Origin of the sequence: Paenibacillus lignilyticus, assembly GCF_017942085.1 — a bacterium.
Taxonomy (GTDB): Bacteria; Bacillota; Bacilli; order Paenibacillales; family Paenibacillaceae; genus Paenibacillus_Z; species Paenibacillus_Z lignilyticus.
This window is the reverse complement of the sequence record NZ_JAGKSP010000028.1, coordinates 1-23,763: the sequence shown is the minus strand read 5'-3', so window position 1 is coordinate 23,763 and position 23,763 is coordinate 1. Positions and strand designations below refer to the sequence as shown.

Here is a 23,763-nt window from a genome sequence, read left to right as displayed (position 1 = left end):
TGCCGATATTACTTGTTGTTTGCTGCGATCATTTGACGGAGAACGGTTTGAAGAATACCGCTGTTCCGGTAGTAATCGACATCAACCGTGGAGTCAAGACGAACGATAGCCGGGAATTCGAACGTTGTTCCGTCTTCGCGAGTAGCGACTACTTGAACCGTTTGACCAGGTGTTACATCGTTGCCCAGTCCGACGATATCGAATGTTTCGCGGCCAGTAATGTTCAGCGTCTTCCAGCTTGTTCCTGCTTGGAATTGCAGTGGCAGTACGCCCATGCCTACCAAGTTGGAGCGGTGGATACGCTCGAAGCTTTCTGCGATAACGGCTTTCACGCCGAGCAGGAACGTACCTTTTGCCGCCCAGTCACGGGAGCTGCCCGTTCCGTACTCTTTACCTGCGATAACGACAAGGTTCTTGCCGTTCTTCTGGTAGAGCATGGAAGCATCGTAGATCGACATGACTTCTTCGGTTGGCAGGTAAGTCGTTACGCCGCCTTCTGTGCCCGGAGCCACTTGGTTACGAATACGGATGTTGGCGAATGTGCCGCGCATCATAACTTCATGGTTACCGCGACGGGAACCGTAGGAGTTGAAGTCGACTCTGTCTACGCCGTGTTTGATCAGGTATTCGCCTGCAGGGCTGTCAGCCTTGATGTTACCAGCCGGCGAAATATGGTCAGTCGTAACGGAATCGCCAAGAAGCGCGAGTACGCTCGAACCTTTGATGTCCGCGATGTCGCCGATGTCAGCGCCAAGGCCTTCGAAGAACGGCGGGTTCTGGATATAAGTGGATTTGTCATCCCACTCATAGCTTTCGCCTGTCGGTACATCGATTGCGTTCCAACGCTCATTCTGCGTAAATACGTTCGCGTATTTGTCGCGGAACATGTCAGGGCTCATCGCTGCAGCAATGGTATCCGCGATTTCTTTGGATGTTGGCCAGATGTCTTTCAAGTACACAGGCTCGTTCTTGCTGTCGTAACCGATTGGATCGGAGGACAGGTCGATGTTCACTGTACCTGCAAGCGCGTAAGCAACAACAAGCGGCGGAGATGCCAGGTAGTTGGCTTTCACTTGTGCGTGAACGCGGCCTTCAAAGTTACGGTTACCGGAAAGCACAGCTGCAACCGTCATATCGTTATCGGCGATCGCTTTGCTTACCTCATCCGGAAGCGGACCGGAGTTACCGATACAAGTTGCGCAGCCATAGCCCGCAACGTGGAAGCCAAGTGCTTCAAGGGACTCAAGCAGGTTCGCTCTCTTCAGGTACTCGGTAACAACCAGGGAACCCGGAGTTAGGGAGCTCTTCACGTAAGCCGGTTTCTTCAAACCACGCTCAACGGCTTTCTTCGCTACGAGTGCGGCGCCGAGCATAACGCTCGGGTTGGACGTATTCGTACAGCTGGTGATAGCTGCGATTACAACTGCGCCCGTACCCATTTTGCTGACTTGGCCGTTCGTGTGTTTCACTTCAACGAACTCTTCGATCTTGTTGTCGCTCAGACCGTAGCCGCCTTTGTCGATCGGTGTGCGGATGATGCTGTTGAACGCTTCCTTCATGTTCGTCAGCTCAACGCGGTCTTGCGGACGCTTAGGACCTGCAAGGGAAGGTACGATTGTGGATAAATCCAGTTCAACGATATCGGAGAATGCAGGCTCCGGCGTATCGTCTGTACGGAACATGCCTTGTGCTTTGTAGTAAGCTTCAACGAGTGCGATTTGTTCTTCTTCGCGACCTGTAGCGCGCAGGAAGTTAAGCGTTTCGCTGTCAACCGGGAAGAAACCGACTGTAGCGCCATACTCAGGAGCCATGTTGGCAACCGTTGCGCGGTCAGCAAGGCTGATGTTGGACAAACCAGGGCCGAAGAACTCGACGAATTTGCCGACTACGCCTTTCTTACGAAGGATTTGCGTAACTGTCAGGGCAAGGTCAGTCGCTGTAGCGCCTTCTGCCAAGCTGCCTGTCAGACGGAAGCCGATAACTTCCGGTGTAACGAAGTAAAGCGGTTGGCCAAGCATACCTGCTTCTGCCTCGATACCGCCAACGCCCCAGCCGACTACGCCAAGACCGTTGATCATCGTTGTATGGGAATCCGTACCTACAAGGGAATCCGGGTAAACGACAGTTTCGCCGTCAATGGATTTCGTTGCTGCAACGGAAGCCAAGTACTCCAGGTTAACTTGGTGAACGATACCCGTGCCCGGCGGTACTGCGCGGAAGTTCTCGAATGCCGTTTGCGCCCAACGCAGGAAGCGGTAACGCTCTCCGTTACGTTTGAATTCGATGTCCGTGTTGTACTCAAGTGCTTCAGGAGTACCGAATGCATCGACCATAACCGAGTGGTCAATGACAAGGTCAACCGGAACGAGCGGGTTGATTTGTTTAGGATCGCCGCCTGATTTCTTCACGGTATCGCGCATTGCTGCCAGATCGACTACAACCGGTACGCCGGTGAAGTCCTGCAGGACGATACGTGCAGGGATGAAAGGAATTTCTTTGTCTTCGCGGCCATCAGCCCAAGTCGCAAGCTGCTTGACATGTTCTTTGGTGATAGCACGACCGTCGAATTGACGGACAGCTGCCTCAAGAAGCACTTTGATGGAGAAAGGGAGCTTCGAGATTTTTCCCAGGCCTTGCTCTTCCAGACCGCCCAAACGGTAGTAAGCATAAGGCTTACCGCCGACTTCAAGCGATTCGCGAACGGAGTATTCGTTTTGATGTGTCATTTGCAATTCGCGCCTCCTTGGCATCCATAATCATTTTGTTGTGGTTTCACTGTGTGAAACACAATTTCAAAAAACATTTGATACCCTAAGTATAGCGTTTTTTATTCCATTTAGAAAGTCCAAATATCACCTTCCGGTGAAGATGTTTCGCCCGTTTTTACATGAATTCGCCCGCCTGCACATATAATGAACCAACTTTATCGGTCCAAGGAAAAATACGGCTATAGTTACGCATGAACCGTCCACGCACGCATCCGGTGTTCGGTTCCGTGCTGTCCTAATGGCAGAACAAGGAGGGGAACCAGCGTGCCGCGAACGCGAATATGGGTCGGAAGCAACAAACCTGCAGCTCCCGCAAAAAGTACGGTGCAGAGCCGGGCGACTCTACTGGGAGCGGAACCGAGAAACAGCGGCAAGCCGAGCCGCAGCCGCGAGCCTAAGTCGGAGTCGCCATCCCGGGTGTCAGCGCAGCAGTCTCAGCCGGAAGGCTGGAAGGCTGCTGTTCATCGCTACGTCAAGCTGTACAATCAGGCCGAGATCGACCGCTATGCGCCGCCGTTCGAAGAGATCATCCGCGATGAGGATCACTTGCATCGGTTTGCGCAGAGGCTGGACCGGCTGCGTGAGCAGGAGCTGCTTCGCGGCGTTCTTCCTTCGCGCAGCGAAACGAGCGCCGAGCTTATCCGGATCAGCGAGTCCAGCTCGCGGTCGGAGGTGGTGGTGCTTATTGAGCTGCGCATCAAACGAACGATTGATCATAATGGACGCACGTATCAGGAGGAACGCTGTGATCGTGAACGGCTGTGGCTGAGCGCCGAGGGAGACGAATACGTTATCTCCCGTATTGAACCAATCGTCTCGGAGCGTAGGCCGCGCTACAGCTCGTCCGATGCCATCCTTGCCGCCGAGCTGATGCAGGAGCGGGAAGCTACTGCCGGCAGTCAGCAGCAATCCATACCTTATATAAATTATGATGTTTTGCCGTTTTTCAAACATACTCGGGCAGGTGTCAGATATAGGAGGGATTTGGCGGCCGCTTATGCCGATCGTTGGTGGAACGAACCTAATCCCGCGTACGAGAATTTTGAGGTGAATTGCACGAATTACGTGTCCCAATGTCTCTTTGCAGGCAGCGCACCGATGAACTATACTGGTAAAAGGGATTCCGGCTGGTGGTACCGCGGCTTCAGCGGCGGCCGAGAAAATTGGAGCTACAGCTGGGCTGTATCCAATGCGCTGAAGACTTATTTGTCGGCTCCTCACAGCTCTGCTTTGCGAGCGACTGTTGTCGATTCCGCCGATCAGCTTGCCCTTGGCGATATTATCACGTATGACTGGAGCGGCGATAACCGTTTCCAGCATAGTACGGTTGTGACTGCATTCGATGCAGCCGGCATGCCGCTTGTGAACGCCAACACGGTTGCAAGCCGTCACCGATACTGGGATTATCAGGATTCCTATGCATGGACGGAGCAGACGAAATACCGTTTTTTTCATATTGCGGATGAGTTTTAACCTGCGCATTAACCCAGGAGAGTATGACAACCCATAAGCATGGGAATTTTAACATAACCGGAGGACTGAATCATGGGGGAGAAAGTGCGCGTAGGACTTGTTTACGGAGGGCGCTCGGGCGAGCACGAGGTCTCTCTACAAACCGCTCTTGCGGTCATGAAAGCTTTTGACTACAGCAAATACGAAATTAAACCTTTCTATATCGGTAAAGACGGCGAATGGCGCGCAGGGGATACGCTGCTGGCTCCGCCAAGCGCTCTGGAGCAGCTGCGTCTTGCCGGCGGCGATGCGATCATCGGTACCGGAGCGCTTATGCCGGTATTCGGGGGACAGTCGCCGGAGATTCCGGATGCGTCGATCGACATCTCTTCGGTACCGGGGGCAGTGAAGATTTCTTCCGTGGGTCAACAGGTCGATGCGGTCGAAACGGCGGATGATGGTCAGATCGACGTCGTATTCCCGCTGCTGCACGGTACCTTCGGGGAAGACGGCACGATTCAAGGCTTGTTCGAGATGGCGAACATTCCATATGTCGGAGCAGGCGTTCTGGCATCGGCAGTGGGCATGGACAAAATCACGATGAAGAAAGTTTTCGCGCAAGAAGGCTTGCCTCAATGCGTGTTCCGTTACTTTAACCGCACGCAGTGGCAGAAGGATTCGGACTTTTACATTATGGAAATTGAAGTTGCGCTCGGCTATCCTTGCTTCGTGAAGCCGGCGAACCTTGGTTCCAGCGTTGGCATTTCCAAAGCCCGCAACCGCGAAGAGCTGATCGCAGCTGTGGAATACGCGCTTCGATTCGACCGTAAAGTCATCGTCGAAGAGTTTGTAGATGCGCGTGAAATTGAAGTGAGCGTGCTTGGCAACGATGAGCCGCGTGCTTCGGTCGTCGGCGAAATTACGTCTTCAAGCGAGTTCTACGACTATAAAGCGAAATACATCGATGGGAAGTCGATGATGCATATTCCGGCCAACATTCCGGCTGAAGTATCGGATTCCGTTCGCGAAATGGCGCTTCGTGCATTCCTTGCGATTGACGGCTCCGGTTTGTCGCGTGTCGACTTCTTCCTGCGCAAGGAAGATGGGCAGCTGTTTATCAATGAAGTGAATACGATGCCGGGCTTTACGCCATACAGCATGTATCCACTGATGTGGAAGGAAAGCGGCGTTCCGTACACGGAACTTCTCGATACCCTGATCGCGCTTGCGATCGAGCGTCATGCCGAAAAGCAGCTGATCGATTATAGCGGAGGAACGCCGGCTTAAGGGCCGGTTTTCCCCGTTTTTTTGTAGTCATTACATAGGTGGGCTCGCGTTGTCTAGGCTATAGTGTGAACGACTGCCGGGCTGGCTAGGCTGCGGCCTAAAGCTTGAAATTGTTGCAGAAACGGCAACTTTCCAGGCTCGGATTGGTTGTTTTGCGTACAAGCTCACAGCGACCGAGGATTTTACCACACTTTATTAACTATTGGAGGTTTGTTCATGGGATTCCAAACCGAGTTTAACTCCGTATGCAAATTCAAATCCAAGCAAGAGCTGTACGAGCTGCTGGAGTACGGCCGGGGCAAAATGGTAAAGAGCGGCTTCCGCGTCTATCCAACCGGTCAGAAGGTTATTGCTTACACGCCGGAGAATGAAGCGATCGCAATCGTGAAGATTCGCGTATCCATTGCCGAAATTAATTTTCAAGGCGAGGAAGTTACGGAAGTGGAGATGGAACTAGTACGTAAGCTAACGGAGGAAGAAGCGCGCGTGCAGACGGCGCTGGCTTATGAAATGTTCTTCGGGGAACAGGCATGATTGTCCGCTTCGGCTTCGTTGCCATGAGCGTGTTGCTCGATAACGCTTCGCCCTCGCGGACCATGACGTATGCGACATTTTCCAAGCTGGATGATCGCGAGGCTGCGCTTCGCAGACTGGAGCGGATCGCGGAGGATAATCTTCGCACCACGCTGCGCTTAATGCGGCACTGCGTAGGTCATGACGTGTTTGTATATCGCATGACCTCGAAGATCATTCCGCTTGCTACCCATGACGCGCTGAAGGATTGGAACCCGTATCCGCCGCTGGAGCAAGCTTTTGCCGAGATTGGGCAGTATGCGAAGGAGAAGGGGATGCGGCTTTCATTTCATCCCGACCACTTCTGCGTATTCAGCACGCCTAGACCGGAGGTGCTGGCGAAGTCCAAGGAGGATTTGGAGTACCACGTTCGGATGCTGGAGCATATGGGACTCGATGAGTCGGCGAAGTGCAACATCCATGTCGGCGGTGCGTACGGGGACAAGCCTGCGTCTGCGGAGCGGTTCGTGCAGCAGTTCGGTCAGTTGGACGATCGGATCCGCAACCGTGTCACGCTTGAAAATGACGACAAAACGTTTACCGTCCGCGAAACGCTCGGCGCTGCCGAAGCGGTCGGAACGCCGATGGTGCTGGATATCCATCATCATGCGGTCAATGACGGGGGCGAAACGGACAGTACGCTGTATGGCGAGCTGTGGCCGCGCATTCTGCGGACATGGACGGGGCCGGACGGACAGCCGTTGGCATTGCCGCCTAAGCTGCATGTATCCAGCCCGAAGAGCGAGCGCGATCCGCGCGGCCATGCCGACAATGTCGACGTTGGTCCGCTGCTGCGATTTCTTCGTGAAACGGCCGGCTCGGTCGATCAGCTGGACGTCATGATCGAAGCGAAGCAGAAGGATGCGGCGCTGCTGCAGCTCATGGCGGATATGCGCCAGCTGGAAGCCGAAGGGGCAGGAATTCGCGTCATCGACGGCGGAAGTATTGAGATAACCTAAGGGACAGGAAAAGCTTGATCTTTTCAGTCCCTTAGGTTATTTTTGGTTAAGGAAGCGCTATCATTTCTATGGAATTTCCTAAGGTGCAATCACACCCTGGTCAATCATCATGGACTCACAAATATTCTCGAGAGGACTGTGAAACGATGAATGGATTATTAGCAGGGAAAAATGTGCTTGTGATGGGTGTGGCGAATGACCGCAGTATAGCCTGGGCAATTGCTCAGTCGCTTGCTGCGCAGGGGGCTCGCCTAGCTTTTACATACGAGAATGAGCGCGTAGAGGAGCGGGTACGCAAGCTGGCGGAGACCATTCCGGGTTCTTTGTTCCTCCAATGCAATGTTACGGTGGATGAGGAAATCGAATCGCTTGCGGTTCAACTGAAAGAGTCGTTCGGCGTGCTGCATGGCCTTGTTCACAGCATCGCTTTCGCGAAAACAGAGGAGCTTGACGGCATGTTCGTCGACACTTCGCGTGCGGGCTTCGCGCTGGCGCACGACATCAGCGCTTACTCGCTTGCGGCAGTAGCTCAGCGCGTATATCCGCTGATGACCGAAGGGGGCAGCATCATGACGATGACGTACCTCGGTGCCGAGCGTGCGCTCCGCAACTACAATGTCATGGGCGTGGCGAAGGCGGCTTTGGAAGCTTCCGTTCGTTATCTCGCTGCAGATTTGGGGCCGCACAACATTCGAGTCAACGCGGTTTCGGCAGGTCCGATCCGGACACTGGCTGCCAAAGGGATCAAGGATTTCAACTCGATCCTTCGCCAAGTGGAGGAGAAATCCCCCCTTCGCAAAACGACGGAAGCAGCAGAGGTCGGCGATACGGCGATGTTCCTGCTCAGCCATCTGTCCCGCGGCATTACAGGCGAAATCATATATGTGGATAATGGATACAATATCGTCGGGGTATAAGGTAGGCGCGTAATATAGAGGCGATTCTTGAGGGAAGTCGGCGGAAGCCGGGTTCTTTTTCGGGGGTCGTCTTTTTTTGTTTTATGTGAGGAATACGATACAAATTGTATTTTATTGGGTGTTACTAATGGCAGAGTTAGAGGGAATTATTAACATACACTGCTAATGTTCGTGTTGTAACGACATGAACATTCTAATATTCCTTGAGAAAATGCTGTGAATATGAGGGTTTTTGGGGCAATATAAAATATTTATACGGAAAACACCGTTCGACATCCTTTTTTGTGTGAAAATTGTATGATTATGGAAGAGAGATCTTATTGGCTTTCGGGCAATTAGCCCTAGTTTCCTTGCTGTAGTGAATATAAATGACATAATGGAGGGGTCGAACGGTTATGTTATACGCTGCAAAAGATGAAGCCAAAGAAATAGAATGGGTAATCATATTGCTCCAATCCCAAGCGCTAGGTGAAACCATTGAAAAAGTGAAACAGTGTATGGAGAAATGTAATAGTAATAGTGTGAACGTCTCCGATAAGCAGGCAAATTAGAGGTGGAAGTCGAGATTGCGATTTTGATAAAAGAAAGCCGCTGTTATTCGCGATTATTCGACATTTTAAGTCTGGTAAGCTCGGTGAATAGGTAGCAAACAAGCAGTTGGATTGGAGAAATTGAATTCTTTTGCAAAAAAGCATCATTCGACACACTCTTGTATACAACTTGTATCTTATTCTTGAGGAAAAAGATCAACTGCTCTGCAGTCAAATTGTGGATAAATATGAAATGCGATCGTTCGAACGCAGAGCGACTGTTGACGCTGAAACCTCGTATTGCTATAGCTTTGGCAGTTCGGGGTTTTCTTTATGGGATCACTGCTGGCATTTGTAATGTTAATTAGAGTAAAATAGGTAAGATGTTGAACTTGACTTCCTTGATTTTGAACGAAACTTTGCCCAAACACGAACGTATAGTAGTAAAGCATTTATGAACTCATAGGAAAGTAGCGTGGTTTAACCATGAGTGAGCAGGTTGTCGGAGGTAAGAGCTTTACCGCTGTCGCGATTAACTGTGCAGCGAAGGCCGGAGAATGGATTAAGACGAAGCTTGGCAATCATACAAGCCTTTCGCTAAAATATTCCGCACAAGACTTGGTTACGGAAGTGGACAAAGGCGCGGAGACGATGATTCGCAATTTGGTGATGACGCATTTCCCTCAGCATTCTTTTCTGGGTGAGGAAGGCGTGCAGCCGGGACCGGAGGCATCGACCAAAGCGCTGCAAAGCGTGCGAGATGCGGAGTATCTGTGGATCGTAGATCCGCTGGACGGAACGACGAATTTCGTACATAGCTTCCCGTTCTTCTCGGTATCGATTGCGCTTGCGCATAAAGGCGAAGTAATCGTTGGCGTGGTGTATGATCCCATTCGAGACGAACTGTTCGTGGCGGAGAAAGGCAAAGGCGCTTATGTGCGCGGTCGCCGCATGGGGGTTTCCGCGGAGGAAACGCTGCGTGACAGCTTGATCGCGACAGGCTTCCCGGCAGATCAGCAGTATGCGCTTCCGCTCAATATGAAAGGGCTTCAAGCGCTGGTACCGCAGGTGCGGAATATTCGTTCCGGCGGCTCGGCGGCGCTGCATATGGCTTATGTTGCATCCGGGCGCCTCAGCGGTTTCTGGGAGATCGGCCTTAATTCATGGGATTTGGCGGCGGGCTCGCTGCTGATTACAGAATCCGGCGGACGGGTAACAGATGTAAAAGGCAGTCCATATGATCTGGGTGTACGCCATGTGGCAGCTTCAAACGGACATATTCACGACGAGTTTGTGCAAGCGCTCCAGCAAGCGGAATCAGGCAGTTAAGTTTCGAGAACGTCTCTGCAACCGTCAAGTATGACGGGAGAAGAGGCGTTCTTTTGCATATGATAGCGTAGGGAGCTTTCATGAGGGGAGGCGGGCAGAATGTTTATTGAGCTCGATGTGCACGGAGACGTGCCGCTTCAGGAGCAAATTGCGCACCAAATCATAGCGGGCATTGCCTCCGGAACACTGAAGCCCGGCAAAACCTTGCCTTCGGCAAGGCGGTTGGCTTCGGATCTAAGGGTAAAATCAACGGTTGTTCATAAAGCTTATCATACGCTGATGGAGGAAGGATTTCTGCAGGAGCGGTATGATGGCAAATTAGGCGTACTCATCCCTGCACTTAACGAAATGCCGCGCGTAACGGACGGCTACAGGGAACGGCTTGCAAAGCAGCTGCGTGCATTAGCAGCGGAAGGCCGAGCCAGAGGGATGACGGAAGCTGAATTCAGCAAAGCTTGTCTGACCATATATCGAAGCGATTTGACGAGGATGGGAGATTCACTGGAATGAACAAGAATCACAAACAGTCGGTTGCACCCGGCTGGTATTTGCTTCAAGTGGGTTTAATTGCGGTATCGGCCATATCCGCAGTACTGCTGTGGGAACAGATTCCCGATACGCTTGCGGTGCATTACAATAGTTCCTTTCACCCCGATCGCTACGCTGCGAAGGGTTTCGGTCCGGTGTTCCTCTTTAACATCGTGCAGCTGTTTCTGCTCGCCATCCTGATGGGAGCGGACTACGCTGTAAAGCATGCGAAGCAGCAAAGGGGACTGGAGATGACGAATGAGAAAAGCCGGCAATTTCGGTATGCGAACAGTGTTTTTCTATATGGACTGTCGCTCTTGCTCGTCTTGTACTTCAGTTATGTACAAGCCACTACACTTTACGGCTGGTCGAGACCGCTTCTTCTCATTGGAACGATAGCCTTGTTTCTGCTCATTATTGGGGGTTTAGCTTTTCTCATCATATACATCAGGAGGCTGCGTTTATCGCAGCAGAGTGATGGCGATCTGGGAGAAGAGGGACGCTGGATGGCAGGCGGCATCTATTATAATCCGCAGGATCCGTCCATATTTGTGCCTAAGAAATATGGCATCGGTTGGACATTGAATTTCGGGAGGCCGATGGGGTGGCTGGTGATCGCGACGTTGTTCGCGATTCCGTTCCTTATAGCCGGCGTGGTGGCGCTGATGGAATAGCGTGTGGTTCATTTGCGCGAAGGGTTTTGGGTGAATGGGGATATGACTTATAGGGCTCCCTTATACATAGGATGGCGTGAATGCGAAGGAGAAGCTTGTTTGCTCAAGCGATCGGCGACCACCTTGTATGGCTTGCCCTTTTCTCTTCTTGCCGTGATCATCATGCAGCGTCGAAGTGTCACCTTCACATCAACAGCCCCAAGTCGGTCCTTCGTTCGCTAACTTCTCGCTGTCAATCGCCGTCCCTCACATCAGCAGCTCCAAGCGGTCCTTCGTTAGCTAACTTCTCGCTGTCAATTGCCGCCCTCACATCAACAGTTCCAAGCCGGTCTTTCGTTCGCTAACTTCTCGCTGTCAATCGCCTCTTTCACATCAACAGCTCCAAGCCGGTCTTTCGTTCGCTAACTTCTCGCTGTCAATCGCCGCCCTTCACATCAGCAGCTCCAGGCCGGTCCTTCATTCGCTAACTTCACGTCAGCCAATCTCCGCCTTCGATATTCTAACGAATCGTAGAAGCCTTATTTGAGGGAAAATGGCTCATTCATTATTCTAACGAATCACAGAGGTCTTATTGGGCCGAAATGGGCAGAGATACATGGGATTTGGAGCAAATAAGACCTGTAGGATTCGTTAGAATTTCAAATCGCTGCTTTTTGATGAAATAAGGCTCGTATGATTCGTTAGAATTTTGGGCATCGAAAAGTGAACGTGCGCGATATTTCATCTGACTTCTCGACTGCCAATCGCTACCTTCTCATCAACAGGCACAGGTCGCTCCTTCATTCACTAACTTCACGTCATCCAATCTCCGCCCTTCACATCAGCAGCTCCAAGCGGTCCTTCGTTAGCTAACTTCTCGCTGTCAATTGCCGCCCTCACATCAACAGTTCCAAGCCGGTCTTTCGTTCGCTAACTTCTCGCTGTCAATCGCCACCTTCACATCAACAGCCCAAGCCGCTCCTTCCTTCATTCGCTAACTTCACGGCAGCCAATCGTCTCCTTGGATATTCTAACGAATCGTAGAAGCCTTATTTGAGGGGAAATGGCTCATTCATTATTCTAACGAATCACAGAGGTCTTATTTGGCCGAAATGGGCAGAGATACACGGGTTTTGGAGCAAATAAGACCTGTAGGATTCGTTAGAATATCAAATCGCTGCTTTTTGATGAAATAAGGCTCGTAGGATTCGTTAGAATTTCGGGGATCGAAAAGTGAGCATGCGCGATCCATCGGGCGCAGGAAGAAGGCGAAGGGCCCGCCCGACCCGAGACCAATTCACACAAAAAAAGCTGACCAGGAGATCCACTCCTGGTCAGCCTTCTTCATTTACTTCGCCATCGCGGCAAAAGCTTGCTCAGCAGCGGCAATGGTCGCTGCGATATCTTCGTCCGTATGAGCGGTGGTCAGGAACCACGCTTCATACTTGGATGGGGCAAGGCAGATGCCTTGATCCAGCATGAGGCGGAAGAATTCCGCGAACTTCTCGCCGTCCGTGTCCTGCGCTTCATCGTAATTGGTAACGGGATGATCGCAGAAATGAGCGGAGAACGAGCCGCGAATACGATTGATCGTAAGCGCGATGCCATGCTTATCCGCTGACGCTTGAAGCGCATTCGCGAGTTGCGCGGCCAAAGCATCCATGCGCTCATAAGCGCCGGGCTGCTGCAGCACTTCCAAGCAGGCAATCCCGGCGGAGATGGATGCCGGATTGCCGGCCATCGTACCCGCTTGATAAGCAGGTCCGAGCGGCGCGACCTGCTCCATCACATGCTTGCGGCCGCCGTAGGCGCCGATCGGCAAGCCGCCGCCGATGATTTTGCCAAGCGCGGTAAGGTCCGGCTCGATGGCAGCATGATCCGGGAAGGCGTGGTACGTTTGCGCGCTGCCGTAGTGGAAGCGGAAGGCGCTGATGACTTCGTCGTAGATGACAAGCGCGCCGGCACCGCGGGTCATTTTGCACAGACCCTCAAGGAAGCCCGGCATAGGCATGACCATGCCGAAGTTGCCGACGATGGGCTCGACCATAACGGCTGCGACCTCGTCGCCGAAGGTGTCGAGCGCGACACGAAGGCCATCGAGATCATTGAACGGCACCGTAATGACTTCGCTGGCGATGCTGGTTGGTACGCCTGCGCTGTCCGGAATGCCGAGCGTGGAAGGTCCTGAGCCTGCCGCAACGAGCACCAGGTCGGAATGACCGTGATAGCAGCCGGCGAACTTGATGATTTTGCTGCGTTTCGTGTAGGCGCGCGCGACGCGGATGGTCGTCATAACGGCTTCCGTGCCCGAGTTGACGAATCGCACTTTATCCATGGAAGGGATCGCTTCCTTCAGCATGCGCGCCAGTTGAATCTCCAGCTCCGTTGGCGTTCCATAGAGCGTGCCGTTCGTGGCAGCAGTCGTGATCGCCTCCGTGATATGCGGGTGGGCATGACCGGTAATAATCGGTCCATAAGCACACAAATAATCGATATAGCGATTGTCGTCGACATCCCAGAAATGCGCGCCTTGCGCGCGTTTCATGAAGACAGGCGCACCGCCGCCTACCGCTTTAAACGAGCGGGACGGGCTGTTGACGCCGCCGACAATATGCTCAAGCGCTTCGGCATATAGCTGCTCCGAGCGCGGTCGTTGAATGGACATGGTGAAACCTCCTAAATATTTTACGAGTACGATACACGCGATACGCACGATACTCCTTGCAGTTGTACTACTTCGTACAATCTATACAATACCTTATTGTAACGCTAGAAACTGCAGCAGTACAACCAAAGAGAGGGTGAACAGACCGCCATCGGCCCATTCACCCTCATATCCTGCGTTTATTTGCTGCCGTTTGCCGTATTCCCGTTCGAGCCGGCATTCGTGCCATTGCTCTCGGTAGCATTGCCGCTGCCGGCAACGGCCGGTGGAGTTGCGGCTGTATCCTTCGTCAGCTCGTCTTGCACGAACTGCAGCAGTTCATTGTCATCGCGTACGGACAGTACGGAAGCGCCGCCGACTTTCTTGTCGCCGATAAGCTCCATTGGAGGCACCTGCGCTTGACCCGCAATGTGGGTTTGAACACCCAGCTGCGCAAGTTTGATCATGTCGGAAACATCAATGTTGGATTCTACGTAAGGCTGAATGCTGTCCACGATCTTCTTCATCTTCAGCAGGTTCCAGCCGTTCTTCATCTTATCCGCAACCGCGTTGAGCAGCTTGCGCTGGCGCTCGGTACGGGTGAAATCACTCATTGCATCGTGACGGAAACGTACATATTGCAGCGCTGTCGTGCCGTCCAGATCCTGAATGCCTTTCTTCAAATGAATGTCGTACCGGTTGCCGTCCGCATTATCGACGTAGTTCATATTCTTCTCGACCTCGAAGTTCTGAATGCCGCCGATCGCATCGATCAGAGATTTGAATCCTTCGAAGTCCGTATACACATAATATTGAATATCCAGTCCAAGCAAGCCGCCAATGGTCTTCATGGCCAGGTTAGGACCGCCAAGCGCCAGCGCCGTATTAATTCGGCCATCTTCATGTCCTTCGATGTCGACGTACGTATCGCGCAGCACGGAGAACAGATGAGCTTTCTTCGTCACCGGATCCACCGAAACGACCATCATGGAGTCAGAACGAGCGGTTTCGCTTTTCTTCAAGCCGCGGTTGTCGCCGCCCATAATGAGAATGTTGACGCGTTCCGTGCCTTCCCATTCAGGAGGCTTCTCCTCAGCAACCTCTTCGAATTGACCGAAGCGGGATTCTTCCTTAGGCTTGCTGAAGTTATCGAGTCCGTTGTAGACGCCGACACCTTGATAAACGAAATAGCCGACTACCAAAGCAACTGCGACGAGTCCGCCAAACAGTGCCCATTTCCAGGGCTTTTTCTTCTTATTTTTCTGGGAGCGTGACATTAAAGTTCTGTTCCTCCTTGTAATAGGTCCGTGTGCGGCGGAGAATCCGAAGCCGACGCGGAGCAGGGGTAATGAGTCCTAGTGAACAGCTATAATTTAGGGTTAGTTGTCCGGTGCCGATAAATTCACTATAGCATTACATATCATAAAATTATAAAATGGTTTGTCGTAGAGAAGCAAGTTTTATCTGATAGAATCGAAAAAGCCAGATATTTCCCAGGAAATGTCGAAGGCGAAGAAGAGAGGAGCTTAGCATCCTATGCTGGCAATAGATGTAAGAGATTTGCGAAAACAGTTCCAGGTTCAGAAGAACCGCGAAGGGCTCGGCGGTGCGCTGAAGGATCTGTTCAAGCGGGAATACAACGATATCACGGCGGTTAATGACATCACCTTTCAAATCCCTCAAGGGGAGATTTGCGGCTACATAGGCGAGAACGGGGCGGGCAAATCCACCACGATCAAGATGCTGACTGGCATTCTTGTGCCGACCTCCGGCCATCTCCAAGTGAACGGCTACGTTCCATATAAGGAGCGGGAAAAGTTCGTTCGCGAGATCGGGGTTGTTTTCGGTCAGCGCAGCCAGCTCTGGTGGGATATCGGCGTGATCGAGTCGTTCCAGCTGCTTCGCAAGGTGTATCGCGTACCGGAAGCGGAGTTTCGCGTGCGGCTGGATGAACTCGTGGAAAGGCTGCACCTTGGCGATCTGCTTAACCGTCCCGTAAGGAAGCTGAGCCTTGGTCAGCGGATGCGCTGTGAGCTTGTTGCTTCACTGCTGCACAATCCATCGATCGTGTTCCTTGATGAGCCGACGATCGGACTGGATATCGTAGTGAAAACGGAGATTCGGGAGTTTCTCAAAAAAATAAACCGCGAGCACGGCACGACCATTCTGCTGACCACCCATGACCTGCAGGACATTGAAGCCCTGTGTTCACGCGTTATTATGCTTGACGATGGACGGATCATTTATGACGGCAGCTTGGAGGAGCTGAAGTCGAGATGGAGAAAAGGCCGCGAGCTGCAATTCCAATTCGGCGAGATGCCTTCGCATGATGTGCTGAAACAGCTGACGGAAGGTTTGGAAGGCGTACACTGGACGATCGACAACGAGCTGACCGCAACGATGTGGCTGCCGCATGAAGTCAATGTGTCGGACGCCCTTGCCCGCGTAGTCGGCAGCAGAGCGGATATCCGGGATATTAAGATCACGGAGACGAATACCGACGATATCGTTCGCGAGATTTACCAATCCGGCTCCGCATCGACGGAAGCGACAGAGAAGCTGAGCCAAAGCTCCGTAACGGCGGAAGCCGTCAATGAAGCTGTCAAAGTGCCGGTCGCCGCCGCTTCGGATAGGGAGAAGGAGCCGCAATCATGAACAGCGCCTACCTAGACCTTATCCGTATTCGGTTTCTCATGATGCTGGCCTATCGCGTCAATTATTACAGCGGCATTGTCATCTACACGATCAATATCGGCGCTTATTATTTCTTGTGGGAAGCGATCTTCGGCGAGCAGAAGGTGCTGGCCGGATTCACGCTGGCCCAAATGACGACCTATGTAGCGGTTTCCTGGATGGCGAGGGCGTTCTACTTCAATAACCTGGACCGTGAAATCGCCAATGAAATCCGTGATGGCAGCGTGGCGGTTCAATTCATCCGGCCCTATAACTATTTGTTCGTGAAGCTCATGCAGGGCTTCGGCGAAGGTTTGTTCCGTTTGCTGCTGTTCATGGGACCCGGACTTGCTATCGTTTGTCTTATTTTCCCGGTGAAGCTGCCGACGGATCCCGGCGTATGGGGCATCTATGTAGTGATGCTGCTGTTCAGCTTCTTAATCAATACGCAAATCAATATGCTCGTGGGTTTGTTTGCTTTCTTCGTTGAGAATAACGAGGGGATGCTGCGGATGAAGCGCGTCGTTGTCGACTTGTTCTCCGGCGTGATCGTGCCGATTTCCTTCTTCCCGGGCTGGCTTGCCGTCACGATGAAATGGCTGCCGTTCCAAGCGATCACTTACCTGCCGAGCTCCGTCTTCACCGGCCGTACGGCAGGCGACGACGTGCTGCGAGTGTTCGGAATTCAACTGATCTGGTTCGTCGTCTTAATCATTCCCATCGCATGGGTGTGGCGTCAGGCGCGGTCCCGATTGTTCGTGCAGGGAGGTTGAGGACATGTTTTATTGGTCGCTCGCGGTGGAATACATTAAGAACTATGCCAAAACAAAACTGACCTACCGGATGGACTTCTGGGTGGAGCTCTTATCCGACCTGTTGTTCCAAGGGGTCAATCTGATCTTTATCCTGATCGTATTTCAACATACGCCGTCGCTTGGAGGCTGGTCCGAGGCGGAAGTGATTTTCGTCTATGGCTATTTCATGGTGCCTGCAGGCATCTTCGGTGCCGTCTTCAATATCTGGAACTTCAGCGAACGGTATATTGTCAAAGGGGAAATGGACCGCGTTCTAACGCGGCCGGCCTATAATCTGTATCAGGTGCTGCTGGAAAATCTCGATCCGCCGTCCTTGTTCGGTTCGCTTGTCGGCCTTATAATTATGGTGCTTAGCTGGGGAGATTTGGGGCTCGCGTTCTCTTTTACCGACATTATCATGCTTGCCGTGTTTACGATTGGTTCGGTGATGATCTACGCAGGGCTGTTCACTTCGCTGACGGCCATCTCATTCTATTCGGATGCGCCAACGGGTATACTGCCGCTGATGTACAATATTTCGAACTACGGCCGATATCCGGTTAACATTTATAACAAAATCATTCGATTCCTGCTGACGTGGCTGCTTCCGTTTGCATTCGTCGGCGTCATCCCGGCTTCTTATTTCCTGGAGAAGGATCATGAAGGATTATCGTCGCTTGCGCTCCTTACGCCGGTTGTGGGGATTGTCGTATTCGCGATTGGCCTGACGATCTGGAATCATGGCGTGAAGCGTTACCGGGGTGCGGGATCTTAAGTAGTGGGGGAGAAGTCCGATGGCAAGAGCGATTAAAGCAAAAGCATTCGTAGGGAAAAAAGCACCCGATTTCACGCTGCCTGCCTTGGGCGGAAGAGAGGTCAGCTTAAGTCAATTCGCGGGCAAGAAGGTCGTGTTGTTCTTCTATCCGAAGGATTTGACGCCGGCTTGCACGCAAGAGTCATGCGATTATCGGGATTCCTATGCAGCCTTCGGCGAATGCAATACGGTTGTGCTCGGCATTAGCATCGACGATGTACAGACGCATGAGCGGTTTGCGGAGAAATATGAGCTGCCATACGAGCTGCTGGCAGACCCGGAGCATCGCGTGTGCGAGCTGTACGGCGTGTGGCAGATGAAGAAGCTGTACGGCAGAGAGTATATGGGACTCGTTCGCTCGACCTTTCTCATCAATGAGAAAGGCAAGCTGGTACGAGAGTGGCGCAATCTGCGCGTGAAGGGGCATGTGCAAGAGGTGCTCGAAGCAGCGCAGGCGCTGTAGGTTGCCGTAGAAAAGGGTTGTTCGGAAGCCGACTGGCTTCCGGACAACCCTATTTTTGTATAGCCGGATGAACAACGATATTATCGAATCTTCGCAAAAATACACGTGTCCCGCCACTGGCTGCCATCAGCAGAGAGGTCCTCGTTCCGTAAGATGCCTTCAAGCTCAAAGCCAAGCCGCTGTGGAATCAGCATGCTCCTGGTGTTGAGGGTGTCGCAGCGAATCTCCAATCTCCGTGCTTGCAGCTGCCCGAAGGCAAAGCTGCAGATCCCTTCGACGGCTTCGATCATATACCCCTGCCCGCTGTACCGGCTATCGATCCAATACCCGATCTCGAACTTGCGCACATCCCAGTCCAGGCCATGCAAGCTCGCCGACGCGATGAAGGTTCCGCATTCTTTAAGAAACACATGCAGGCGAAGATTGTCCCGCTGCAAGAACTTCACGTGAGCCTCGCGAATACCCCGTTCAGCCTCATACTCCGAATGCTCCTCTTGTGCCCATTTCATCCATGGCTTCAGCTCGTTCATCGAGGCATTCAGAGCCTCAAGAACGGCTTTGCCGTCTCCCGGCAATGGCAGGCGAATGAACAAACGGTCCGTCGTAAATTCATTCGGGAAATCAATCATAATGGGATCCATGGCAAACCCTCCATCGCATCATCTTAGGGAAAGCGTCTCGTACGTAAAAATCATCCTACAGCCTGCCCTGTTCCATGTAAATAGAAACCTGAGGGGAAGGTGTAAAGAGTGCGCAGTCTGGCGAAACTATCAACTAGAGGAATTCATAGGTTGAAAGAGTAGGAGATGAAGCTCAAATGATACCGAAACAAATGTCGGAGCAGCCGTATGGCAGCAGAATGGCGGAGTCGGAGGATAAGGGTCTGCAGCAGGATGCATGGCCGGAGGCAGCCCAGCAATCCTTGCAGCTCATGATGGCCAGAGTGAATAGTGTGCTGCTTGGCAAGAAAGAAGTCGTCACGCAGGTGTTTAGCAGCCTGCTGGCCGGCGGGCATGTGCTGCTGGAGGATGTCCCCGGAGTCGGCAAAACCCTTCTCGTGCGGGCCATTGCCCGTGTAATGGGAGGCGAGTTCCGCCGCATTCAGTTTACTTCAGATATGCAGCCTGCCGATGTGGTCGGCGGTATGATTTGGGATGGCAAACGAGGCGAGCTCGTATTCCGGCAGGGGCCCCTGATGGCCAATGTCGTGCTTGCCGACGAAATCAACCGGACACCGCCGCGCACGCAGTCCGCGCTGCTTGAAGCGATGGAAGAGCGGAGCGTGTCGGCAGATGGCGAGACGCGATTGCTGCCGCAGCCTTTTATGCTGCTTGCGACGCAAAATCCGCTGCGCGACGACGGCACGTACCCGCTGCCTGAAGCGCAGCTGGACCGATTCATGATGCGGCTGTCGATCGGCTACCCGGCAGCAGAGGATGAGATCGCGATGCTGGAGGGGAAAACCGCGCAGCGATTGCAGCCGGAATCGCTGCGTCCGGTCATCATCCCGGAGGAATGGCTGCGGATGCAGCGGGATGCGCTGTCCGTTCATGTTCATCCGGCGCTGATGGCCTATGCGGTTCACATTGTAAGTGCGACCAGAACGTCGCAGGATCTGCTGCTTGGCGCCAGTCCCCGGGCAACGCTGGACTGGGTGCGAGCAGCTCAAGCTACGGCCTATATCAGCGGGCGGCGTTTTGTCGTGCCGGATGATTTGAAGCAAACGGCGGAGCATGTGCTTGCGCATCGTCTGCTCGTGCGCGATGAAGCGCTGGTGCGCGGGAAAACCGCCGCCGCGGTGCTTAGCGCCATTATGTCTGCGCAGCCGATTCCGGTTCCGTCCGGAGATGGCGGGCGGCGTCGATGAAACGGGCGGAGCAAGGCGAAGGAGTGAGGCTGCGCAGTCGCTTCGTGGCGCGCGCAGCGTTGATTCTGCTGCTTGGCGCCAGCATGGCGGCGCTTCATGCGCGAGGGGGCGCAGTGGAGTGGCTGCTTGCTACGGTGACGGCGGCGGTGGCGTTTTGCTGTATTATTTTGCCGTATATGGCGGTAGGGAAAATGACGGTTGAACGCTCCATAGTCGATGCTGAGGGACTATACGACGGAGGGGACATGCAGGTGCAGCTGACGCTGCGGCTTAGCAGGCCCGTGCCTTTCATGTGGCTGGGGATGAGCGAAGCTATCGTGCCGGGTACCGCCCAGTCCGGGAAGGGACTGAAGGTGGAGTATGCTTTTCTGCCCGGATTTAAGCGCGTATTCCACATTCGTTATTCGGTTCGAGGACTGCGCAGGGGGGAGTTCAAATTCAACCCGCTGCAAGTATCGGCTGGGGATATGCTGGGTTTGACGGTTCGCAAAATCGAAGTGGAGTGTCCGGGAAGTCTGCTTGTTCATGCGATGGCGCCGGCGGGGGAAGCTTTTGCAGACCTGCCGGGTTTCCGGCCAAGTGCAAAGAGCAGCGAGCGCCAGCCGATCGCGTCGCTTGGCGGCCAGATGATAACGGCTGCTGCGCGTGCAAGCCGCGGCGGAGCGGGTCCGGATGTGCGCAGCTACATCCCCGGCGATTCGCCAAGGCGAGTCGATTGGCGGGCGATGGCCAGAGGGCTCGGGATGCAGACGAGGATCAGCAATGCGGAAGAGGCCGGTCAGCTCATTGTGCTGCTCGATACATCGAGAACCGCATACGGCGCTGACATGAGGCTGTTCGATGCACATGTCGGACGTGCGGTGCTTGTAATGAGGCAGGCGGTACGAGAAGGCAAAAGCGTTGTCGTGCTGACCACCGATGAATTGGAGCTTGTCGTGCGCGCGGGAGAGAGAAGTACGCTGCTGGCTGCGGAAGAGAAGCTTGCCCGCTTACAGTGGGGAACTTCGCCTCGGAAGCCGATGTCCCAGCGTCTCTCTGACGTTGTGGCGGGCATGCCTCGGGGCGCGGCACTGATTTGCCTGACTGCGGGTACAAAAGCCGCCGGTGCTGTAGCGAGGGAATCCAATGCCTCCGAAAATGTCTTCTACGGCGCCAAGCTAGCGGCTGTGCGGGGCGTGAAGCTGGTGCTGCTGCTTTCATTTGCGGAGACCGAGGCGGCTCCGGCGGAAGTGAATTGGCGCGCGCGGCTTCAAGGCACGGATTGCAGCGTGAAGGCGCTGCCTGTGCCGCTGTCCTACCGGAAACAAGCGCCTGCGATGGCGGAACTCAGTATGACTGCGAACAGGGAAGGAGGCGCCTTGGATGTCAGCACAGCAAGCAGCTAACAGCGGTGGCGGCGGTGCGCAGCTGTCGAGGCGGCAGCGAGAGCGGACGGGACTGGATTTTTTTCAAGTGGGATCGCGCCGGCTCATAACGAGCTTGCTGCTGTTTGGGCTGATCGTGGAATGGCTTCTCCCGCTTGCGCAGCTGAAGGAATATACGGAGCTGTATCAGGTTGAGCCGCTGCTGGCGACTGTCGGTCTGTTTCTCGCCGTCGGTCTTTTTGTGCCTCCGACGTGGTTATCGATTGTGCTCAATAGCGTCATTACGATGGGGACGGTGCTTATTCTGTTTCAGGGGCAGTATGCTTCGGGGCAGGATGCACTGATGGGGTTGGTGCATGCGTTCACCCATGATGTAGGCCAATTGCTCCAGGGAAAAATCGTGCTGAGCGGAGAAATGCGAACGGTGCTGCTTGTCAGCGGTCTTGGGATGATGGCGCTGGCGCTGCAGTCCTTAGTGTGGCTAAGGCAGTGGGGGCTTGGGCTTGCCGCGCTGACGGTCGTGTATTTGCTGATGCTGTATGGTTTCCTGGGTCTGCAGGTGTTTCCGAATCTGATGCGCGCGCTTGCGGAAGGGTTGCTGCTCGGCGCGCTGGTTACGGTGCCCCGGATGGAGCGTTTAATCGGATCCAATCTGTTCGTCCGCGCGAGGGAGGATGGCAACAATCAGATGGCAGGCTGGTCGCTTCCTTGGTGGAACGGCTCAGCATGGATGGTCGTTCTCATTCTGGCGGTAGGCATTGGCGCCGTTTGGGGCTTAGCGAGACAGACGCCAAACGAGCCTGCCCCATGGGCTGCGGAAGCCGTAGATTGGGGACAGCAGAAGCTGCTGGAGCATCAGAGCGGGGGAGCGGGACGACAAGGTCACGTTACTACTGCGGAGGAAGCGATGGCTGCCGCGGGATTAGGCGACTCGGGCTTAACCGGTTATGGGATCGATGATCAGGTGCTTGGCGGATCGTTAACGCCGGACCGTGCGGTCTTATTCACCGTAGCTTCGAAGGAAGCGACCTATTTGCGTGCGGAAAGCAAATCCGACTATACCGGCAAAGGCTGGGTGCAAAATGTCCACGATTGGCTCACGCTGAACGTCTCGACCTACGAAGCGGAGGAAGACGCGCGGCTGTTGGTGCAAACGATAACGGCCGTTCATCCGACAGCCGGATGGCCGCTGCTGGCAGGCGGTGCGGAGGCGAAGATTACCGCTATCCGGATGCTGGACGGCGAAACGGCCGGTTACCGGCGCGATGCGGCAACGGGAGCGCTCTATCCGATCGATGAGAAGGACCGGGTAGTGAGTTATACGGTAGCGGCGGAGCTGCCGGAGCTGGCGCTGGACGAGCTGAGGAAGCTGTCGGCGAGTGTGGAGCCGGTGGCGGGAGGCGCGGGGAGTGCCGGAGAACAAGGGACAAGTGATGAAGAGGGTAGTGCGGATGAAGCAGGAAAAGGTACGGAGGCAGGTGCAGGGGGAAATGTAAGTAGTGCGGAGAGCAAGGCTGCTAGCGAAGACAGAAGCGGTACGGAGGCAGCGGGGACGCGTGCTTTTGTCGAGACGGTAGCCCTGGAGGATGCGTATTCGCAGCTTCCTAAGGAACTGCCTGCGCGGGTTGGCGAGCTGGCTTCGCAGGTTATTGCGGATGCCGGGAATCCGGCGAGCCGCTACGATCAGGTGGAGGCGATCGCGGCGTATTTGCGCAGCCGATACGCGTACACGCTGCAGTCGTCGGTTCCGGCTGAGGGAGCCGACTTCGTCGATGATTTTCTGTTCCGCCAGCAGCAAGGGTACTGCGTTCATTTTGCATCGGCGATGACCGTTATGCTGCGGACGCAAGGCATTCCCGCGCGTTATGTGAAGGGGTTTGCCCCTGGCGAGCCCGCCCAGCGCGCAGCCGGCGGTGCAGCGGGGCTGTACACCGTGCGTGCAAGTGATGCGCACGCTTGGGTGGAGGTGTTTTTCCCGGGCGTCGGCTGGCTGCCGTTTGAGCCGACGCCGGGTTTTGCGGCACCGGGCAGCGGTGCCGCCGGCGAAGCCCTGCTGCCTGCCGGGGAGGCAGGCAACGGGGCGCAGCCTGACGCGGCCGCAGGCGAGGCTGGCGCAGCCGGGGCTGCGGCCGGCGGCGAAGCCGCAGG

At 54.2% G+C, this 23,763-nt stretch carries 19 protein-coding genes; 15 read left to right on the top strand and 4 right to left on the bottom strand.

What is annotated here, in order from left to right:
- Nucleotides 1-8 precede the first annotated feature (8 nt).
- Entirely contained in the window at nucleotides 9-2,726 is a 2,718-nt protein-coding gene (gene acnA, locus I8J30_RS30355; RefSeq protein ID WP_210664156.1) for an aconitate hydratase AcnA, read from the bottom strand.
- A gap of 306 nt (nucleotides 2,727-3,032) precedes the next feature.
- On the opposite strand from acnA, the gene I8J30_RS30350 reads away from it, so the two are divergent.
- The 8 genes from I8J30_RS30350 (at nucleotide 3,033) to I8J30_RS30315 (ending at nucleotide 11,017) form a co-directional block, all read left to right on the top strand.
- Nucleotides 3,033-4,241 carry an amidase domain-containing protein gene (locus I8J30_RS30350; protein WP_338044978.1) on the top strand — a complete coding sequence of 403 codons (1,209 nt, stop codon included), beginning with the start codon at nucleotides 3,033-3,035 and terminating at the stop codon, nucleotides 4,239-4,241.
- Between the two features lie 72 nt (nucleotides 4,242-4,313).
- A complete protein-coding gene (locus I8J30_RS30345) occupies nucleotides 4,314-5,507 on the top strand; it encodes a D-alanine--D-alanine ligase (RefSeq protein WP_210664155.1) in 1,194 nt (397 codons plus the stop codon).
- Between the two features lie 216 nt (nucleotides 5,508-5,723).
- Nucleotides 5,724-6,041, top strand: coding sequence for a hypothetical protein (locus tag I8J30_RS30340; RefSeq protein WP_210664154.1), 318 nt, complete (start codon nucleotides 5,724-5,726; stop codon nucleotides 6,039-6,041).
- Complete coding sequence (gene uvsE, locus I8J30_RS30335; protein ID WP_210664153.1) at nucleotides 6,038-7,039, top strand: UV DNA damage repair endonuclease UvsE; 1,002 nt, start codon at nucleotides 6,038-6,040, stop codon at nucleotides 7,037-7,039. The genes I8J30_RS30340 and uvsE overlap by 4 nt, the downstream gene beginning before the upstream one ends.
- 146 nt (nucleotides 7,040-7,185) lie before the next feature.
- On the top strand, nucleotides 7,186-7,956 hold the full coding sequence (gene fabI, locus I8J30_RS30330) for an enoyl-ACP reductase FabI (protein WP_090978824.1): 771 nt from the start codon (nucleotides 7,186-7,188) through the stop codon (nucleotides 7,954-7,956).
- 1,016 nt (nucleotides 7,957-8,972) lie between these two features.
- Nucleotides 8,973-9,815, top strand: a complete 843-nt coding sequence (locus I8J30_RS30325; protein WP_091224113.1) for an inositol monophosphatase family protein — start codon at nucleotides 8,973-8,975, stop codon at nucleotides 9,813-9,815.
- A gap of 99 nt (nucleotides 9,816-9,914) precedes the next feature.
- Nucleotides 9,915-10,325, top strand: a complete 411-nt coding sequence (locus tag I8J30_RS30320; protein ID WP_210664152.1) for a GntR family transcriptional regulator — start codon at nucleotides 9,915-9,917, stop codon at nucleotides 10,323-10,325.
- The gene (locus tag I8J30_RS30315) at nucleotides 10,322-11,017 is read left to right on the top strand and encodes a DUF5808 domain-containing protein (RefSeq protein ID WP_210664151.1); all 696 of its coding nucleotides are present in this window, start codon (nucleotides 10,322-10,324) and stop codon (nucleotides 11,015-11,017) included. The genes I8J30_RS30320 and I8J30_RS30315 overlap by 4 nt, the downstream gene beginning before the upstream one ends.
- A gap of 1,327 nt (nucleotides 11,018-12,344) precedes the next feature.
- On the opposite strand, the gene I8J30_RS30310 is transcribed toward I8J30_RS30315, so the two are convergent.
- Entirely contained in the window at nucleotides 12,345-13,661 is a 1,317-nt protein-coding gene (locus I8J30_RS30310) for a glutamate-1-semialdehyde 2,1-aminomutase (RefSeq protein WP_210664150.1), read from the bottom strand.
- A gap of 179 nt (nucleotides 13,662-13,840) precedes the next feature.
- Entirely contained in the window at nucleotides 13,841-14,917 is a 1,077-nt protein-coding gene (locus I8J30_RS30305) for an LCP family protein (RefSeq protein ID WP_210664149.1), read from the bottom strand.
- 259 nt (nucleotides 14,918-15,176) lie between these two features.
- Here I8J30_RS30305 and I8J30_RS30300 point away from each other — a divergent pair, with 259 nt between their 5' ends.
- Genes I8J30_RS30300 through bcp form a run of 4 tightly spaced genes read left to right on the top strand, consistent with a single transcriptional unit; the run spans nucleotide 15,177 to nucleotide 18,384 of the window.
- On the top strand, nucleotides 15,177-16,295 hold the full coding sequence (locus tag I8J30_RS30300; RefSeq protein WP_210664148.1) for an ABC transporter ATP-binding protein: 1,119 nt from the start codon (nucleotides 15,177-15,179) through the stop codon (nucleotides 16,293-16,295).
- Complete coding sequence (locus I8J30_RS30295; RefSeq protein WP_091224106.1) at nucleotides 16,292-17,086, top strand: ABC transporter permease; 795 nt, start codon at nucleotides 16,292-16,294, stop codon at nucleotides 17,084-17,086. Before I8J30_RS30300 ends, I8J30_RS30295 begins: the two co-directional genes overlap by 4 nt.
- 4 nt (nucleotides 17,087-17,090) lie before the next feature.
- The gene (locus I8J30_RS30290) at nucleotides 17,091-17,882 is read left to right on the top strand and encodes an ABC transporter permease (RefSeq protein ID WP_210664147.1); all 792 of its coding nucleotides are present in this window, start codon (nucleotides 17,091-17,093) and stop codon (nucleotides 17,880-17,882) included.
- Nucleotides 17,883-17,901: 19 nt separating this feature from the next.
- The gene (gene bcp, locus I8J30_RS30285; protein WP_210664146.1) at nucleotides 17,902-18,384 is read left to right on the top strand and encodes a thioredoxin-dependent thiol peroxidase; all 483 of its coding nucleotides are present in this window, start codon (nucleotides 17,902-17,904) and stop codon (nucleotides 18,382-18,384) included.
- Nucleotides 18,385-18,464: 80 nt separating this feature from the next.
- Here bcp and I8J30_RS30280 read toward each other — a convergent pair whose 3' ends face one another.
- The gene (locus I8J30_RS30280) at nucleotides 18,465-19,025 is read right to left on the bottom strand and encodes a GNAT family N-acetyltransferase (protein WP_210664145.1); all 561 of its coding nucleotides are present in this window, start codon (nucleotides 19,023-19,025) and stop codon (nucleotides 18,465-18,467) included.
- 176 nt (nucleotides 19,026-19,201) lie between these two features.
- On the opposite strand from I8J30_RS30280, the gene I8J30_RS30275 reads away from it, so the two are divergent.
- From I8J30_RS30275 to I8J30_RS30265, 3 genes are all read left to right on the top strand, one after another.
- The gene (locus I8J30_RS30275; protein ID WP_240548495.1) at nucleotides 19,202-20,251 is read left to right on the top strand and encodes an AAA family ATPase; all 1,050 of its coding nucleotides are present in this window, start codon (nucleotides 19,202-19,204) and stop codon (nucleotides 20,249-20,251) included.
- On the top strand, nucleotides 20,248-21,636 hold the full coding sequence (locus I8J30_RS30270) for a DUF58 domain-containing protein (protein WP_210664144.1): 1,389 nt from the start codon (nucleotides 20,248-20,250) through the stop codon (nucleotides 21,634-21,636). Before I8J30_RS30275 ends, I8J30_RS30270 begins: the two co-directional genes overlap by 4 nt.
- Nucleotides 21,614-23,763 (top strand): transglutaminase-like domain-containing protein (locus I8J30_RS30265; protein WP_240548494.1); only part of this gene is annotated, 2,150 nt, incomplete at its 3' end. The genes I8J30_RS30270 and I8J30_RS30265, both read left to right, overlap by 23 nt.